This window comes from Arthrobacter sp. TRD_SC_6, assembly GCF_055361185.1.
On the sequence record NZ_CM143953.1, the window covers coordinates 2,516,523 to 2,533,937 of the forward strand.

The following is a 17,415-nucleotide window of genomic DNA, read 5'->3' on the forward strand; positions in this document are numbered from 1 at the left end:
GCCCGCCTACGGGAGAGTGTCAGCGTCTTGGGAACCGATCAGACGCCCTGGAAGCTGGCTTGCGGCTTCCTGATCGATCAACCACAGGGTCTTCTTTCGGCCACGCGCTCCCGCAGCGGGTACCTGGACCGGACCAGCCCCTGCAAGGGCCAGGCCAACAGCGCCCGCCTTATCCTGGCCCGCCACTCCCAGCCAGATTTCCTCGGCCGAATTGATGGCTTCGAGGGTCAGGCTGACGCGCTCGGACGGTGGCTTGGGCGCACCGGTCACCCCAATGACTGTCTCGCCCTTGGAACGGATCCCAGCCATTTCAGGAAACAGCGACGCGATGTGTGCGTCCGGCCCAACTCCGAGAAGAAGGATGTCGAAGCGGGGAAGCCGTGAATCACGCAGCTCGATGTCTTCAGCGGCTTCCTTCTCGGCAGCTTGCTGAAGGCGGAGGGCGTAGTCCGTGGCGGCGTCGTCCTCGGTGGCGAAGGCATCTGCCGCGCCGAACTCATGGATCCGGTCCGGGGAGATGTCCAGCTGGTCCAGGAGGGCAGCTCTGGCCTGAACGGCGTTGCGGTCCGCGTGATCCGCAGGCAGGAAGCGCTCATCCCCCCACCAGAAGTCGACGGCGGTCCAGTCCACAGCAGAGCGGGCAGGCGACTGGGCCACTGCACGCAGCGCCCCAATACCAAGGGTCCCGCCCGTGAGGACGACTGTGGCGGCTCCGCGTTCGTTCTGGATATCCACCAGGCGCGTGACCAGCCGTGCGGCTACGGTCGCGGCAAGCAGCTCCGAATTGGGATGGACACTGACTTTCGGCTCAGCGTTCACTGGTTCGTACGCTCCTCAGGTTGGTTCGTGCGAGCCCTTCGGTGATGACTTCCCCGAACACGTCATCGGGGTCCAGCCTCCGCAACTCTTCCGCGAGACAGTCTTGCAGGCTGCGCCGTGGCAGGGAAATTCGCTGGACGGGCTGGTCAGGCTGGTACAGCTCGGCAACCGACCGGTGCGGACGGTTGAGTTCGACGTCTCCCGACGGGCGGCTGAGCCGCACGCGGTGGAGGCCTGTGCCCGGTGGTCCGGCCGCAATGGTGACCGGAATGTCGAGCGCCAGCGTGAGCCAGGCGGCGAGCAGCACCGTGCTGGGGGAATCTGATGCACCCTCGACGGTGACCGCGGTGATGGGAGTGTCGTCAAGCTGCTCTACGACGGCGGCAAGCTGGATACGCCAGTTGGTCAGACGCGTCCAGGCGAGATCGGTGTCCCCGGCCTCGTAGGTGCGGCGGATATTGAACAGCGCAGCAGTCGGGTCCGATTCGTTAGCCGAGTCGGTGATCCGGCGGTGCGCAATGCTGCCGATCGACGTGCGCGCAGCTGCCTCCGGGACGCCGTGCGGCCACCAGGCGACAATCGGCGCATCGGGCAGGAGCAGTGCCGACACCAGAGACTCGCTCTCATCCGCCAGCTGCCCGAACCCCTTGAGCACAATCACCTCGGACGCACCGGCGTCACCGCCCACGCGGATCTGCGCGTCCAGGCGGGTCTCTTCTGTTGCTGAGCCCTCGGCAAGAACGATGATGCGGCACGGGTGCTCGCGGCTTGCTTCGTTGGCTGCGAGGATCGCCTCCTCCTCGTAGCCGGACCGGGTGATTACCACCAGGGTCAGGACGCGGCCAAGGGCGACGACGCCACCCTTGTCCCGCATGGTCATGATCTCCTTCGAGACCTTCGACGTGGTTGTGTCGGGAAGATCAACGATCATGGCCGCCTCCAGGTCCTTCCATCGCGTGCCAGCAGTTCGTCAGCCGCCGCCGGACCCCAGCTGCCCGGAACGTACTTCTGCGGCGACGAGCCAATCGAATCCCAGTACTCCTCGAAAGGATCCAGGATCTTCCAGGACAGCTCGACTTCCTGGTGACGGGGGAACAGGGGTGGCTCGCCAAGCAGCACATCGAGGATGAGGCGCTCATAGGCTTCCGGGCTGGATTCGGTGAACGAATGGCCGTAACCGAAGTCCATGGTCACATCCCGGACCTCCATCTGCGTTCCCGGAACCTTCGACCCAAAGCGGATGGTCGCGCCCTCGTCGGGTTGGACACGGATGACGACGGCGTTCTGTCCGAAGTCGTCTTCCCCGTGGTCCCGGAACAAAAGGTTGGGCGCGCGCTTGAAGACGACGGCAATTTCGGTCACTCTGCGTCCCAACCGCTTGCCTGCGCGGAGATAGAACGGAACTCCACTCCAGCGCCGCGTGTTGATGTCCAGGCGGATAGCCGCAAACGTTTCCGTGGTCGAATCGGCGGGAATGCCTTCCTCATCGAGGAATCCGTTGACGAGTTCGCCGCCTTGCCACCCGCCGTCGTACTGTCCGCGCGCGGAATGAGTGGAGAGGTCTTCGGGCAGCTTGACCGCCGCAAGGACCTTCTCCTTTTCCGCACGGAGGTCCTCGGCGTTGAAGGAGATGGGTTCTTCCATGGCCGTCAGCGCGAGCAATTGCAGGAGGTGGTTCTGGATGACATCCCGGGCGGCGCCGACGCCGTCGTAATATCCCGCCCTTCCGCCGATGCCGATGTCCTCCGCCATAGTGATCTGGACATGGTCAACATAGTTGGCATTCCAGAGCGGCTCGAACAACTGGTTTGCAAAGCGCAGCGCCAGGATGTTCTGGACGGTCTCCTTGCCGAGGTAATGATCGATCCGGAAGACGGCGTCAGCCGGGAAGACCTGTTCGACAATGCTGTTCAGCTCCCGTGCGGACTGCAGGTTGTGCCCGAACGGCTTCTCGATGACGACGCGGCGCCAGGTGCCTTCGTCGCCCTCTGCCAACCCGTGCTCGGAAAGCTTTTGGCACACAAGCTCGAATGCTTTCGGTGGGATGGAAAGGTAGAACGCGTGGTTGCCGCGGGTACCGCGGGTGGCATCGAGTTCCTCGACGGTGCGTTTCAGCTCGACGAAGGCATCGTCGTCGTCGAAGTTTCCCTGCACGAAACGAATGCCTGCCGAGAGCTGCTCCCAGACCGTCTCATTGAACGGGGTGCGGGCGTACTGCTCCACGGAGGAGCGCACCTGCCCAGCGAAATCCTCGTTGCTCCAGTCACGCCGGCCGAACCCGATCAGCGCAAAACTCGGCGGCAGCAGACCGCGGTTGGCAAGATCATAGACGGCTGGCATCAGCTTCTTGCGTGCAAGGTCGCCGGTGACGCCGAACAACACCAGCGAAGAAGGGCCCGCAATGCGGTTCAGCCTCCGGTCGCGGGGATCCCGCAGCGGATTCCTGCCCCGCTTTACTCTCTCAGGCATTACCCGTTTCCGTCTTCAGCAGCTTGGCCGGACAGGTGATCGATCACGCCTCGGAGTTGTTGCACCCCGGCAGCACGGTCAGCGAAGTGCAGCCGGAGCACCGGCCTTCCCGCATCCTCAAGCACCTGCGCGTCTCCGGCAGCCTGCGCGGTGATCAGCTCACCGAAACTGAACGGACGCTCAGGGATGGTGAGGTCGACGGATGCTGCACCGGTGATCTGCAGGAAGGCACCCACGGGGGTACCGCCCTTGTGGAACTGGCCGGTTGAGTGGAGGAAACGCGGGCCCCACCCGAAGGTGACCGGACGTGCGGTAGCGGCGGCAAGGACCGGCCGGATCTCTGCCAGCGGCGCTTCGCCGATCCGGTCAAGGTAGGCCTGGACAGCAAGGTAGCCGTTGGACTCCAGGGCGCCGAACAGTGCTTCCAGCGCTTCGCCCAGGGTGCTGGCGGAACCCAGCAGGGCCGCAGATCCACGGACCTCAACGGCACCGTCAACGAAGTTCGGAGCCTCTGCAGCAGGCTGCGCATCGAGCAACCCGCGCGCGGCAGTTTTGGCTGCTTCCACGTCCGGCTGGTCAAAGGGGTTGATTCCTAGCAGTCGTCCGGCAACCGCCGTCGCGAACTCCCAGACAAGCAGCTGGCTACCGAGGCTTCCGCCCACCGCAACGGCATCGCCGTCGGGCTCCACATGGTCATCGGGGGAGACCAGGCGGACGGCCAGGACATCGGGAGCCGCGGAGGTGAGCTCCGGAGCGCCCTGTTCGACGACGACCGGCAGAACACCCGTGCCCAACTTGCCGGTGGACTCGGCAATGAGCTGCTCAACCCAGTCGCCCAAACCGACGATGCCCGAACCCTCGTCGACAAAGACGATCTTGTCGCGCAGCGGCTGCGTGCCGCCCAGGACGGCGCCAAGACGAAGGCCGACGTTGCCGGCGTCGTCGTCTCCGAGGAACTCGGCGATCGATTCTGCGTCATCAAGGAGGCCTGCGACGTCGGCACCGGCGAGTCCTGACGGAACCAGCCCGAAAGCGGTGAGCGCGGAGTACCGGCCGCCTACGTTGGGGTTGGCATTGAACACGGCGCGGTAGCCAGCGGCGCGGGCGGACTCATCCAACGGCGACCCTGGGTCGGTGACAATGATGATCCGGCTGCGTGCGTCGATGCCGGCCTCAGTGAAGGCATGCTCGAACGTACGGCGCTGGGAATCGGTCTCAACCGTGGACCCGGACTTGGAGGACACCACGATCGCCGTCGTTGCGAGGCGATCGCCCAGTGCTGCCCGAACCTGGTCGGGGTCTGTGGAGTCCAGCACTGTCAGTTCCACTCCAGCGGTACGCGTGATGACTTCCGGAGCCAGCGACGAACCACCCATGCCGCAGAGCACAACGTGGTTCACGCCCTCTGCCGAAAGATCAGTGCGCAGGCGATCAATCGCAGGAAGGAGTTCGCGGGAGGCATCAATGAGGTCTACCCACCCAAGCCGGACGGACGCTTCTTCCTCCGCCTCTGGCCCCCAGAGCGTGGCGTCCTTGGCCAACAGGCGGGACGCGACTCTATCTGCGACCAGTTCCGGGGTAGCACGCTCGATCGCCTCGGCCGCTGCGCCGGATGCGTTGATGAAAAGGGTAGCCATCTACGCGTTGCCCTTCGCTGACTCCAGAGCGGTGTTGACCGTCTCGAGCAGTTCACTCCAGCTCACCACGAACTTGTCGAGACCTTCGGTTTCAAGAAGCTCGACAACCTCCTGGTAGGAAATGCCCAGCGCTTCCAGGCGGTTGAGGACCTCATTGGACTCCTCGTAGGTCCCCGTAATGGTGTCTCCCGTGACTTCACCGTGGTCAGCGGTGGCCTCAAGGGTTTTCTCAGGCATGGTGTTGACAACGTCAGCGGCTACCAGTCCGGTTACGTAGAGCGTGTCCGGGTAGGCGGGATCCTTGACTCCGGTCGAAGCCCACAGAGCGCGTTGCGGCCGGGCATCGGCTGCGGCGAGCACCTTCCAGCGCTCGGAGCTGAAGGCCTCCTCGAACACCTGGTAGGCCAGGCGGGCGTTGGCCAGCCCGGCCTTGCCCCGGAGACCCGTTGCTTCCTCGGTGCCGAGGGCATCGAGACGCTTGTCGATCTCGGCATCGACCCGCGAAACGAAGAACGAAGCCACTGAGTGGATGGTGGACAGATCGTGGCCGTTTTCCTTGGCCTGCTCCAGCCCGACCATGAACGCGTTGATCACCGCACGGTAGCGCTCAAGCGAGAAGATCAGGGTTACATTGACGCTGATGCCGGCCGCGAGGGTCTCAGAGATGGCCTCGAGCCCTTCCTCTGTTGCCGGAATCTTGATCAGGACGTTGCTGCGCTTGACGACGTCGAACAGATGGCGCGCGGCGGCAATCGTTCCGGCGGTGTCCCGGGCAAGTCGCGGGTCAACCTCAATGGAGACACGGCCATCGACTCCGTTGGTCTCGTTGGCGACAGCTGCGAACACGTCGCAGGCCTGGGCCACATCGGTGGTGGTGATCTCGAAAACCGCGGTGTCGACGTCGGCCCCTTCTGCAGCGAGCTGCTGAACCTGCGTCGAATAGGACTCGCCGTTCTTCAGCGCAGCGGCGAAGATGCTCGGGTTGGTGGTGACACCGACGACGTCGCGCTCGGTGATCAGTGCCTGCAGCGTACCGGAGGTGATCCGCTCGCGAGAGAGGTCATCCAGCCAGATCGAGACGCCAGCGTTGGACAGTGCGGCGGTGGGAGTGGAAGTCATTGTTTTTCTCCTTGAACCAGGTGGAAAGTGATCTGCGAGGAAACTACTGGCGATCGCCGGTGGTCGAGGCGGATGCGCCGGAAGCGCCCGAGGTGCCATCGGGCGCGCCCTGCTTACCGGCTGCGCTGATGGATTCGCGTGCGGCCTCAACGACCGCCTCGGTGGTGATGCCAAACTCACGGAAGAGTGTCTTGTAATCAGCCGAAGCCCCGAAGTGCTCGAGCGAGATGGAACGGCCGGCGTCGCCGACGAGCTCCCGCCAGCCCAGCGCAATACCGGCTTCAACGGAAACCCGCGCACGGACGTTGGAGGGAAGCACAGACTCGCGGTAGGCCTCGTCCTGCTGGTTGAACCATTCAAGGCACGGCAGTGATACCACGCGGGTGCCAATACCGTCCCTCTGGAGCGCAACACGTGCTTCGACGGCGAGCTGAACTTCGGATCCCGTGGCAATGATGATGACCTCGGGTTCGCCGTTCGTTGCCTCGGCGAGAACGTAACCGCCCTTCGAGACTCCGTCGGCGGAACCGAAGGTCTCTCCGGAGGCCGCACCGTCCCCGCGGCTGTAGGTAGGAATGTTCTGGCGGGTCAGGACGATGCCAGCGGGGTTCGAAGTGTTCTCGAGTATGGTGCGCCAGGCGACCGCCACTTCGTTGGCGTCGCCGGGACGGACGACGTCGAGCCCTGGAATGGCGCGCAGTGACGCCAGCTGCTCGACCGGCTGGTGTGTGGGTCCGTCTTCGCCGAGGCCAATGGAGTCATGGGTCCAGACGTAGATTGCGGGCACTCCCATAAGGGCTCCGAGGCGGATGGCCGGGCGCTGGTAGTCGCTGAAGATCAGGAACGTACCAGAGAAGGCGCGGGTGCTGCTGTGCATCACGATGCCATTGACGATGGCAGCCGCAGCGTGCTCACGGATGCCGAAGTGGAGGACCCTGCCGTAGGGGTTGCCCGACCACGCGTCAGTCTGCTTGCTGGCAGGCACGAACGAGGGCGAACCTTCGATGGTGGTGTTGTTCGACTCTGCGAGGTCAGCGGAGCCGCCCCAGAGTTCGGGCAATACGGGACCGATGGCGCTCAGCACCTTGCCGGATGCGGCGCGGGTCGAGACGTCCTTGCCTGCCTCGAAAGTCGGCAGGCTGGTTTCCCACCCCTCGGGAAGTTCGCGGGCGGCAATTCTGTCCAGCAGTGCGGCGCTGTCCGGGTTGGCCTGCTTCCAGGCGGTGAAACCCTCTTCCCAGCCGCTGCGTGCCTCACGGCCGCGGTCGATCACCTTCCGGGCGTGGGCGAGCACCTCCTCCTCGATCTGGAAGTGCTTTTCCGGATCGAGGCCGAGGGTCTCCTTGAGCGCGGCTACCTCGTCCTTGCCCAGGGCGGACCCGTGGATCTTGCCGGTGTTCTGCTTGGTCGGAGCGGGCCAACCGATGATGGTGCGCAACGAGATGATCGAAGGGCGCGAAGTCTCGGCCTTGGCGGCGCTCAGGGCATTGTAGAGCTCCTGGATGTCCTCGACGTATTCGCCGGTCCTGGTCCAGTCAACCCGCTGGGTGTGCCAGCCGTACGCTTCATAGCGGCCAAGTACGTCCTCGGTGAACGCGATGTCGGTGTCGTCTTCGATGGAGATGTGGTTCTCGTCGTAAATGACTACGAGGTTGCCCAATTCCTGGTGGCCCGCGAGCGAGGAAGCCTCGGAGGTCACGCCTTCCTGGAGGTCGCCGTCTGACGCAATCACCCAGATGGTGTGGTCGAACGGGCTTTCGCCCTGCGGTGCCTCAGGGTCAAGCAGGCCGCGCATGCGGCGCTGGGCGTAGGCAAAGCCAACCGAGGAGGCAAGACCCTGACCCAGCGGGCCGGTGGTGATTTCGACGCCGGCAGTGTGGCGGTATTCGGGGTGGCCCGGGGTCTTCGAGCCCCAGGTGCGGAGTGACTGCAGGTCCTCAAGCTCGAGGCCGTAGCCGGACAGGAAGAGCTGGATGTAGAGAGTCAGCGAGGTGTGCCCGGGGGAGAGGACAAAACGATCGCGTCCAGTCCACTCAGGATCCGTTGGATCATGCCGCATGAATTTCTGGAAGAGCAGGTATGCCGCTGGAGCCAGGCTCATTGCCGTTCCGGGGTGTCCGTTTCCCACCTTCTCCACGGCGTCCGCCGCAAGCACGCGGACTGCGTCAACCGCGCGGTCGTCGAGTTCGTTCCAGTGCAGTTCCTGCTTTTCAAGCTGTGGCACGTTTACGGGCCCCTCTCTGATACGTCACGGCCAGCGCCGCGGCGCCGAGTAAGACTGCGCTGCGGAGGCCAGAGCCCCCGAGGCCAGCCGGCCGTTCACCGTTGAAAACTTGCTTACCTTTGTGTGCGGCCCGGACTGCGTCCGTGAAGATGGACTCCGCGTCGGGATGTATCCCGTCTCAGACGCGACCTAAGGCGATACAAGCAACCATAGCGCTTCCGCTTCCGATCGGCCGGTGGCGGACCATTTGTGAAGGGTCACACAGCGACACGTTAAAGAGCCCCAGCAGTCAGGGGGGACAGCCCGGGATCATCTTCTACAAGCTGTAAAAATAGAGTTCCCAGCGGGTATGATGGCGTTGGACTTTATCCTCTTTCAGAAGCAGAGCATCCTCAGTGAACATCGACCAGGTAGCAACTGCGCCCAGCGTGGAACCGAGCAGAAGCGGAGTAACACGTAAGCTCCGCGCCTACGTGGCGCTAACCAAACCGCGCGTCATCGAGCTTCTCCTGGTGACCACGCTTCCCACCATGATCTTTGCGCAGGGCGGTTTCCCCTCGCTTGGCCTGGTGCTTGCCACCATGGTGGGAGGGGCATTCGCCGCGGGCAGCGCCGGTGCGTTCAATTGCTACATCGACCGGGACATTGACAAAGTCATGCACCGAACGGGCAATCGTCCGCTCGTAACCGGGGAGGTCACGCCACGGGAGGCGCTGATCTTCGCCTGGGCGCTCGGTGTTGCCGCCGTCGTCATTCTCTGGTTTGGCACTAATCCGCTTGCGGCGTGGCTCGGGGTCGCCGCGATTTTCTTCTACGTGGTTGTCTACACGCTCATCCTGAAGCGCCGTACCGCCCAGAACATTGTCTGGGGTGGAGCTGCCGGTTGCATGCCGGTGCTGATCGCCTGGGCTGCCGTGACTGAAACCGTCCAGTGGCCGGCGGTGGTGCTTTTCCTGGTGATCTTCCTGTGGACACCCCCGCATTACTGGCCGCTGTCCATGAAGTACAGCGATGACTACAATGCTGCCAAAGTGCCGATGCTCGGGGCTATTGCGGGCGCGTCGGTGGTTTCCGTTCAGGTTGTCCTTTATGCCTGGGCCACTGTGATCTGCTCACTGCTTCTTGTGCCGGTCGGGGGCGCAGGCTGGATATACGCAGTTGCGGCGGCGGTGAGTGGCGCCTGGTTCATCTTCGAATCCCACAAGCTTCACGCTGCCGCACGCGCAGGAACCGCCACGGGCAAGGGTGCCATGAAGGTTTTCCACAGTTCGATCAGCTACCTGACCATCCTCTTCCTTGCCCTCGCCATCGATCCGTTTCTCGGCTCGGCAATTTTCGCCTCCTGACACTGGCCGGCTGGGTTCGGCTCTACCTCACACCGCCCGCATCGCGCCCTAGGATGGGGTAATGGTTTTCAACGGTGTGGTCGCCTATCCAGTCACCCCCTTCGACACAGCGGGTGACGTCAATTCTGCGGAGCTGAAGTACCTCATCAGCAACCTCGCCGCATCCGGCGTGGACGCCATCACGGTTCTGGGGTCCTCGGGCAGTTTCGCGTACCTCGATGCGGATGAGCGCAAGCGGGTACTCGCAGACGCCGTTGAGGCTGCCGACGGCCGGGTGCCGGTTGCGGTGGGTATCAGCTCGGTAGGGACCCGCGAAGTTGTCGCCGCTGCGGGCGCGGCAGCTCAGTTGGGTGCGGCAGGCGTAGTGCTGTCGCCGGTGTCCTACCTGCCACTCACTGACGATGAAGTGGCAATGCTGGTTGATGAGGTGGCCGCTGCCACTGACTTGCCCATCTGCCTGTACAACAACCCGTCAACCACGCAGTTCTCCTTCGACCTTGACCTGGTGGCGCGCCTCGCTGCGGTGCCTACGGTGGCGGCATTCAAGGACACGGCATCCTCGCCGGTGCTTTTTGCTGAAAGGGTCACCCAGTTACGCCAACTGTTGGACCGGCCACTCAGCCATGGCGTGAGCGGCGATGTCCTGATAGCGACTGGAGAGGTAGCCGCTGACGCCTGGCATACGGGGATGGCTGCACTGCTACCCGAGAGCTACTCCTCTTTCCGGGCGGCCGTTATTGCCGGAGACAGGCACGGGGCGGCCCGGGAGCGCGACAGGTTGGCGCCGGTTGTCCAGGCGGTCCAGCGGATGCGAAAGCTCAGCGGACTGCACGCCCTTGCGAAGGCCCGCGGCATTGATGCCGGCAACCCGCGGCGTCCGTTGCTGCCGGTCGCAGGCAGTGAGCAGCGTGAACTCGCCCGCCTGGTCGACGCGTTCGATGATCATGACGGTTCCACACCAGCTGAAGCGACCGTAGGAAACGGGTGAACGCTAGCTGACGTGCACCGGGAGATTGCGCCGGCTGAACCCTGTGTAGACGGCGTTTGCCATCGCTGCCGTGAGCAGCGAGGCCCCAAGCATGTGCGCAGCGACCAAGGCCACGGGCAGATGCAGGAAATGCTGCAGGTAGCCGATGGCACCTTGGGCCAGGACGACGATGGCGAGCAGCACCAGCGCGGACCGCAGCGCCGGAGCGACGCGGGACCGGTAGGCGGCTATGACGAGCAGAAGCACCGTGATCACCAGCAGGTAGACGGGTGCGGCGTGGATCCGCGTCATGAGGTCCGGGTCAAGATTGTTCCTGGCAGCTCCTGCATCGCCGGCGTGGGGACCCGATCCGGTCACTATGACCCCCAGCACCACGGTGATCGCCACCAGCACCGCGGCTGCCACGAGCAACTGCCGGATCAGGGCGTTCGCGCGGGGTGCCGCTTCAGTGACCGCTTCCCCTGGAGACAACCGCGAGCGGTTAACCAGCAGCGTGGCGACCGTGATCAGCCCCATCGAGATGAGGAAGTGCCATCCGACCACCCACGGATTGAGCTGGGTCCACACCGAAATGCCGCCGACGATTGCCTGCAACGGGATGCCCGCCAGCAGCAACACCGCCGGTACGAAAAGATCCCGGCGATCCCGGCGCATCCGCCACAGGGAGGCGAGCATCGCGACCGCAATGATCACCAGCACGAAGGTCAATAGGCGGTTACCGAACTCAATGACACCGTGGACTCCCATCTCCTCTGTGGCGATGATCGAGTCCGCGGTGCAGCGGGGCCATTCGGGGCAGCCGAGGCCCGACGCCGTGAGGCGCACTGCGCCACCGGTGACCACGATCATGATTTGGGAAACCAGCGACGCCACGGCCAGTCCTCGGACCGTAGGGGTAACGGAAGTTGGCAGGCGGTCCGCCAGCTGGGTGAGGGAAAGCTGTGTCATAGTCCTAACTCCATTTGAACCAGCGCACTGCCGCAAGGCCCGCTACAGCGGACCAGGCACAGAGCACGGCGAAAGATGCCGGATCGAAAGTCCCGGTTTCAAGGGCCGCGCGTAGTCCGTCGCCGAGCGCGGATGATGGAAGCGCAGCCACAAACGGCTGCACAGCTTCCGGAAGGCTGGTGCGCGGAATGATGGTGCCGCCGGCGGCGGCCAGCAGCACCCACACCAGATTGGTGACGGCGAGGGTAGCCTCGGGCCGGAGCGTTCCCGCGATGAGCAGTCCAAGCGCGGTGAACGCGGCGATACCGGGCACCAGCAGTACGACGGCGGGAAAGATGCCTTCCAGCGCTGGCTGCCAACCGAGCAGCACAGCGGCTGTTCCGATCACCACGAGCTGAAGCGCAAGCACCGCTCCCACTGCCAGCACCTTTCCGAGGATGAGGCCGTTGCGTCCAAGCGGTGTGGTCGAAAGGAAGCGAAGAACTCCGTACCGGCGGTCGAACCCGGTTGCGATGCCCTGGCCCGTGAACGCGGTCGAAAGGACACACAGTGCTATGACGCCGGGTGTGCCGGTCTCCAGCCTCGATGTGCCGAGGGCATCGAAGAGGGGAGTGGCTGCAACGGCAACGAGCGCGAGGAGCGGCAGCACAATCGCCAGGACCAGCTGCTCGCCGTTACGCAGCATGGCGGCGGTCTCGTAGCGGCCGTGCCGCAGCACACGCAGGGCGAGCGGTGTGGCGCTCACCGGATACCCCGACCTGAGATGTCGAGGAAGACGTCCTCAAGGGAGCGGGCCGTCAGGTTGATCGAGCTTGGCATGATTCCCTCATCAGCCCACCATCGTGCGAGCACAACGAGATCCTCGGGGGTGAGCGCCCCGGCAAGGCAGTACGTACCCGGTGTTGATTCATCAGTGCTGAGGTGGGGCAGAAGGGCTGCGGGAAGTACAAGACCCGGCGGAGCCTCGAAGCGCAGCTCCCTGTCAGTGTCATGGGTGTGGGCGGTCAGTTCGGCGACGGTTCCCTGCCGCACTGTGCGGCCCTGGTCAATGATGTAGACGTAGTCCGCCAGTTTCTGGGCATCGTCAAGTAAATGAGTGGTGAGGATGATCGCGAGGCCCTCAGTGCGAAGCTCATTGATCAGGTCGAACACGATGTGCCGCGATTGCGGATCCAAGCCCGCGCTGGGCTCATCGAGGAAGAGTACTTCAGGGTTGCCGATCAGCGCGCAGGCCAATGCCAGTCGCTGCTTCTGGCCGCCGGAGAGCCGGCGGATGTTCGTCGAGGCGAAAGAGCCAATGCCGAGCCGCTCCGTGAGGTCTCCGATACTGCGCGGCGCTGAGTACATTCCGGCAACATGCTTGAGCAGCGGAAGCGGGCGGAGCGCTGGCGGCAATCCGCCTTCCTGGAGCATGATGCCGACCCTGCTGCGCAGCACTGCGCCGGCCCGCCAGGGATCCTCTCCCAGGAGGCTGATCACGCCCGCGCTGGGCCGTTGCAGGCCCTGGGCGCATTCGAGGGTGGTTGTCTTTCCCGCCCCGTTGGCGCCCAGCAGTGCAGTTACCTGTCCGGACCGTGCGGTGAGGTCGACGCCGTCGAGCACCCGGACCATCTTCCCGTCGAGCGCGGGGACCGGGCCGAAGTCCTTGACGAGCCCGCGGATTTCGAGGGCGGGTGGGGAGGAGGGCACCGCCTAATTCTACGCCACGTAGTACGCCCTCGATTCGGTTTGAATGGGAAGCCTCTCCTTACTGGAATGGACCATCGGGATGGAATACATTAGGGCATGGTTCTGTTGTGTATTAGCACGCGCCCAATTGGCGTCCGCCTAAGTCGAAGGAGAGTACGCGATGTCCCATCCCGCTGTAGCTCGTCCAGACCAGGCTGACGTTGAGTCCCGCCGGGTGGCCGACGAACGCACCCGCGACAAAGTTCTTTCCGCAGTCCTCGAACACGGACCCGTCAGCGCAGCTGAACTTGGCGACCGTTTGGGGTATACACCGGCCGCAGTCCGGCGCCATCTTGACGCCCTGTCGCGTGACGGTCTCATCGAAGTCAAGTTGATCAGCAACGCGTCTTCGGGAGCTGGCCGCCCGGCGCGCAGGTACGTGCTCAGCCAGCGCGGACAGACCCGCCTCGGAAACGACTATCTGCACATAGCGCAGGCCGCTCTATCCCAGCTGCAGGAAATAGCCGGCGATGATGCCGTTCGCCGCTTCGCTGCAGGCCGTTTCGCCACCATGGAGGAGCGGTACCGCCCGGTAGTCGAAGCCGCAGGAGAGCGCTTGGAAGACAGGGCCACGGCGCTCGCGGAAGCGCTGAGCCTCGACGGCTTCGTAGGATCCACACGGGAGATTGGCACGAACGCACCCAACGCTGCGATGCTGAGTGTGCAGTTATGCCAAGGACATTGCCCCATCCAGGAACTGGCTGCCGGCTTCCCGGATTTCTGCGAGCAGGAAACCGCGGTCTTCGCCCGGTTGTTGGGCGTTGATGTCCGCCGCCTTTCCACGCTCGCGCGCGGGGGACACGTGTGCACAACCCACATACCCATCGGCCGGGCCGCCCAGCGTGCGGTGGCAGGCAGTTCGGCGGACAGCCGGACCCTCAAGATTTCAGACGTATCCAACCATCAGCAAGGAAGGCCGTGATGACGGATCAGACAGTTCAGAAGGCATTGGTTCCCGACACCGTGCCCGCAGGAGTGATCAGCGACATCCTCGAGAGGAACCCGGAGCTCCAGGGCATCGGAACCTACGAGTACGGCTGGTCCGACAAGAACGACGTCGGCGCCAACGCGCGCCGTGGCCTGAGCGAAGACGTCGTCCGCGACATCTCGGACAAGAAGAGCGAACCTGGCTGGATGCTGGACCTGCGCCTGAAGGGCTTGAAGTACTTCGACCGCAAGCCGATGCCCACCTGGGGTGCTGATCTGTCGGGAATCGACTTCGACAACATCAAGTACTTCGTGCGTTCCACCGAAAAGCAGGCAAACACCTGGGAAGACCTGCCTGACGACATCAAGAATACCTACGAGAAGCTCGGCATCCCCGAAGCAGAGCGGAACCGCCTGGTCTCCGGCGTCGCAGCGCAGTACGAGTCCGAGGTGGTCTACCACCAGATCAACGAGGAACTCGAGCGTCAGGGTGTCATCTTCATGGACACCGACACCGCCCTGCGCGAGCACCCCGAGTTCTTCGAGGAGTACTTCGGATCCGTGATCCCCGTCGGCGACAACAAATTCGCCTCGCTGAACACGGCAGTGTGGTCCGGCGGTTCCTTCGTGTACGTTCCCCCGGGCGTCCACGTCGAAATTCCGCTGCAGGCCTACTTCCGCATCAACACCGAGAACATGGGCCAGTTCGAGCGCACGTTGATCATCGCCGACGAAGGCTCCTACGTGCATTACATCGAAGGTTGCACGGCGCCGATCTACACCTCGGACTCACTGCACTCGGCCGTCGTGGAGATTGTGGTCAAGAAGAACGCACGCGTTCGCTACACCACCATCCAGAACTGGTCGAATAACGTGTACAACCTGGTGACCAAGCGTGCCATCGCCCATGAGGGCGCCACCATGGAGTGGGTCGATGGAAATATCGGCTCCAAGGTCACCATGAAGTACCCGGCGGTTTACCTTGTTGGCGAGCACGCCAAGGGAGAGACCCTGTCGATTGCCTTCGCGGGCGAGGGACAGCACCAGGACACCGGTTCGAAGATGGTCCACATCGCTCCGAACACCAAGTCCTCGATCATCTCCAAGTCCGTGGCACGCGGAGGCGGGCGGGCTGCGTACCGCGGTCTCGTCCAGGTCCGTGAGGGCGCAACCCACTCGGCCAACACCGTGCGCTGTGATGCGCTGCTGGTGGACACGATCTCGCGGTCGGACACGTATCCCTACGTGGACATTCGTGAGGACGACGTCACGATGGGCCACGAGGCGACCGTCTCGCGCGTCAGCGAGGAACAGTTGTTCTACCTGATGTCACGCGGCATGCGTGAGGACGAAGCAATGGCCATGATCGTTCGCGGTTTCATCGAACCGATTGCCCGCGAGCTCCCCATGGAGTACGCCCTCGAACTGAACCGCTTGATCGAACTCCAGATGGAAGGAGCCGTAGGCTAATGGCCGAAACCTCACAGTTGAGCCCAGAAGTGATTGACGAAAAGGCCCGCATCGGTGCCGCTTCCGGCGAGGAAAAGGTTGCCATAGACGGTTTCACCGAAGAGGGGGAGAACCTCTCGCCGTTGAACACCGGCACTGAGCAGCATGGTGCGCGCAGGCACAGCCACGGCGATGAGCCGGTGATCCCCGAAGCGTACCGCGGCGAGCGGCTGAAGTCTTACAGACTGGCTGATTTCGCTCCGCTGACCGGACGCGAGGAAGACTGGCGGTTCACCCCGCTGAACCGGCTTCGGGGACTGCACACTGATGCCTTGACCGGCGTCGGCCCGGAAGTCACTGTCTCCGGGGCATCCAACGTCATCGTTGAGACGGTTGAGCGTTCCGATCCCCGCTTTGGGTTGGCAGCCATTCCCGAGGATCGGGTGTCGGCGTCCGCCTGGGAAGCCGTGGATAAGGCCACCGTTGTAACCATTCCTGAGGAAGTCGTCGCCGACTGCGAGGTGACCGTTGCTATTCGCGGGACCGACGCCGCAGCAGCAGCCCAGCACCTCATCATCGACGCGCGCAGGTTCTCAAAGGCCGTTGTGGTCCTGGATCACCAGGGTGCCGCCACGCTCGCCCAGAACGTCGAGATCCTCGTCGGTGACGGCGCTGAACTGACGGTCGTGAGCGTACAGGAATGGGACGACAACGCCGTTCATCTCTCGTCTCAGCAGGCCAAGGTGGGACGGGACGCTCGCTTCAAGCACGTCGTCATCAGCCTCGGTGGTGACCTCGTGCGGCTCACGCCGTCGTCGTTCTTCACGGCCCCCGGCGCCGAGGTCGAAATGTACGGACTGTACTTCGCTGATGCCGGCCAGCACCTGGAGCAGAGGCTGCTCGTTGACCACGCAGTGCCCAATTGCAAGTCCCGCGTCACCTACAAGGGTGCGCTGCAGGGCAAGGGTGCTCACACGGTCTGGGTCGGCGACGTGCTCATCCGCAAGGCGGCCGAGGGAACGGACACATACGAGGTGAACCGCAACCTGGTGTTGACCGACGGTGCGCGCACGGACTCAGTGCCTAACCTGGAGATTGAGACCGGGCAGATCGCTGGCGCGGGGCACGCAAGCGCAACCGGCCGTTTCGATGACCAGCACCTGTTCTACCTCATGGCTCGTGGCATTGATGAGAAGACCGCCCGCCGCCTGGTGGTGCGTGGATTCCTCAACGAAGTGATCCAGCAGATCAAGGTTCCTGTTCTTGAGGAGCGCCTGGCTGAGGCTGTAGAGCGCGAACTGGCTGCGGGGAACTACTGATGAGTGAAACCTCCGGCGCACCGCGCGGCGAACTCGTCTGCAGCGTCAACGACCTCGGAGTGAAGGAAGCCCTGCGCATCCTGATCGACGACTACCCCGTTGCCATCGTCAAGGATTCGGAGGGCGGCATCCACGCCATCGGAGACACCTGCTCTCACGCAGATATCTCCCTCTCGGAAGGGGATGTGGAAGGGTGCAAGATCGAATGCTGGGGCCATGGGTCGCAGTTCGACCTGCGTAGCGGCATGCCGCTGCAGCTCCCGGCGTACGAGCCAGTTCCGGTTTTCGCCCTTGAGATCCACGGCGACGAGGTCTACGTGGATGTCTCCACGGTGACGAACTCGGCTCCCGTGCCCGAGCGGGGCTAGCACCGGCGCACGCACTACCTTCCTCAACCAAGACTTTCGACAGTAAGACTTTCGACATTGAGCAAGCCTGCGAG

The 17,415-nt window shown here is 63.7% G+C and carries 15 protein-coding genes; 6 read left to right on the plus strand and 9 right to left on the minus strand.

Annotated elements, in window-relative coordinates:
- Positions 1–6: 6 nt before the first annotated feature.
- Genes pgl through tkt form a run of 6 tightly spaced genes read right to left on the minus strand, consistent with a single transcriptional unit; the run spans position 7 to position 8,268 of the window.
- Positions 7–819, minus strand: a complete 813-nt coding sequence (gene pgl, locus ACWA1U_RS11855) for a 6-phosphogluconolactonase (RefSeq protein WP_463722383.1) — start codon at positions 817–819, stop codon at positions 7–9.
- On the minus strand, positions 809–1,750 hold the full coding sequence (locus ACWA1U_RS11860) for a glucose-6-phosphate dehydrogenase assembly protein OpcA (protein ID WP_463722384.1): 942 nt from the start codon (positions 1,748–1,750) through the stop codon (positions 809–811). Before ACWA1U_RS11860 ends, pgl begins: the two co-directional genes overlap by 11 nt.
- Positions 1,747–3,288 carry a glucose-6-phosphate dehydrogenase gene (zwf, locus tag ACWA1U_RS11865; RefSeq protein ID WP_463722385.1) on the minus strand — a complete coding sequence of 514 codons (1,542 nt, stop codon included), beginning with the start codon at positions 3,286–3,288 and terminating at the stop codon, positions 1,747–1,749. The genes ACWA1U_RS11860 and zwf overlap by 4 nt, the downstream gene beginning before the upstream one ends.
- Complete coding sequence (locus tag ACWA1U_RS11870; RefSeq protein ID WP_463722386.1) at positions 3,288–4,925, minus strand: glucose-6-phosphate isomerase; 1,638 nt, start codon at positions 4,923–4,925, stop codon at positions 3,288–3,290. Before ACWA1U_RS11870 ends, zwf begins: the two co-directional genes overlap by 1 nt.
- The gene (gene tal, locus ACWA1U_RS11875) at positions 4,926–6,044 is read right to left on the minus strand and encodes a transaldolase (RefSeq protein ID WP_463722387.1); all 1,119 of its coding nucleotides are present in this window, start codon (positions 6,042–6,044) and stop codon (positions 4,926–4,928) included.
- Positions 6,045–6,087: 43 nt separating this feature from the next.
- Complete coding sequence (tkt, locus tag ACWA1U_RS11880; protein WP_463722388.1) at positions 6,088–8,268, minus strand: transketolase; 2,181 nt, start codon at positions 8,266–8,268, stop codon at positions 6,088–6,090.
- A gap of 395 nt (positions 8,269–8,663) precedes the next feature.
- Here tkt and ACWA1U_RS11885 point away from each other — a divergent pair, with 395 nt between their 5' ends.
- Together ACWA1U_RS11885 and ACWA1U_RS11890 are read left to right on the plus strand one after the other, a co-directional pair.
- The gene (locus ACWA1U_RS11885) at positions 8,664–9,614 is read left to right on the plus strand and encodes a heme o synthase (RefSeq protein WP_463722389.1); all 951 of its coding nucleotides are present in this window, start codon (positions 8,664–8,666) and stop codon (positions 9,612–9,614) included.
- A gap of 61 nt (positions 9,615–9,675) precedes the next feature.
- The gene (locus ACWA1U_RS11890) at positions 9,676–10,602 is read left to right on the plus strand and encodes a dihydrodipicolinate synthase family protein (RefSeq protein ID WP_463722390.1); all 927 of its coding nucleotides are present in this window, start codon (positions 9,676–9,678) and stop codon (positions 10,600–10,602) included.
- 3 nt (positions 10,603–10,605) lie between these two features.
- Here the strand turns inward: ACWA1U_RS11890 and ACWA1U_RS11895 are convergent, their stop codons facing one another.
- The 3 genes from ACWA1U_RS11895 to ACWA1U_RS11905 are packed head-to-tail and all read right to left on the minus strand — an operon-like array spanning position 10,606 to position 13,239.
- A complete protein-coding gene (locus ACWA1U_RS11895; protein WP_463722391.1) occupies positions 10,606–11,550 on the minus strand; it encodes a COX15/CtaA family protein in 945 nt (314 codons plus the stop codon).
- A 4-nt stretch (positions 11,551–11,554) separates the two neighbouring features.
- Complete coding sequence (locus ACWA1U_RS11900) at positions 11,555–12,235, minus strand: ABC transporter permease (RefSeq protein WP_463725033.1); 681 nt, start codon at positions 12,233–12,235, stop codon at positions 11,555–11,557.
- A 56-nt stretch (positions 12,236–12,291) separates the two neighbouring features.
- Positions 12,292–13,239 (minus strand): ABC transporter ATP-binding protein, encoded by a 948-nt coding sequence (locus ACWA1U_RS11905; RefSeq protein ID WP_463722392.1) that lies wholly within the window; start codon positions 13,237–13,239, stop codon positions 12,292–12,294.
- Positions 13,240–13,399: 160 nt separating this feature from the next.
- Here ACWA1U_RS11905 and ACWA1U_RS11910 point away from each other — a divergent pair, with 160 nt between their 5' ends.
- The 4 genes from ACWA1U_RS11910 to ACWA1U_RS11925 are packed head-to-tail and all read left to right on the plus strand — an operon-like array spanning position 13,400 to position 17,341.
- On the plus strand, positions 13,400–14,200 hold the full coding sequence (locus tag ACWA1U_RS11910; protein WP_463722393.1) for a helix-turn-helix transcriptional regulator: 801 nt from the start codon (positions 13,400–13,402) through the stop codon (positions 14,198–14,200).
- Complete coding sequence (sufB, locus tag ACWA1U_RS11915) at positions 14,200–15,675, plus strand: Fe-S cluster assembly protein SufB (RefSeq protein ID WP_463722394.1); 1,476 nt, start codon at positions 14,200–14,202, stop codon at positions 15,673–15,675. The genes ACWA1U_RS11910 and sufB overlap by 1 nt, the downstream gene beginning before the upstream one ends.
- Entirely contained in the window at positions 15,675–16,973 is a 1,299-nt protein-coding gene (sufD, locus tag ACWA1U_RS11920) for a Fe-S cluster assembly protein SufD (protein ID WP_463722395.1), read from the plus strand. The genes sufB and sufD overlap by 1 nt, the downstream gene beginning before the upstream one ends.
- The gene (locus tag ACWA1U_RS11925) at positions 16,973–17,341 is read left to right on the plus strand and encodes a non-heme iron oxygenase ferredoxin subunit (RefSeq protein ID WP_463722396.1); all 369 of its coding nucleotides are present in this window, start codon (positions 16,973–16,975) and stop codon (positions 17,339–17,341) included. The genes sufD and ACWA1U_RS11925 overlap by 1 nt, the downstream gene beginning before the upstream one ends.
- Positions 17,342–17,415: the final 74 nt, after the last annotated feature.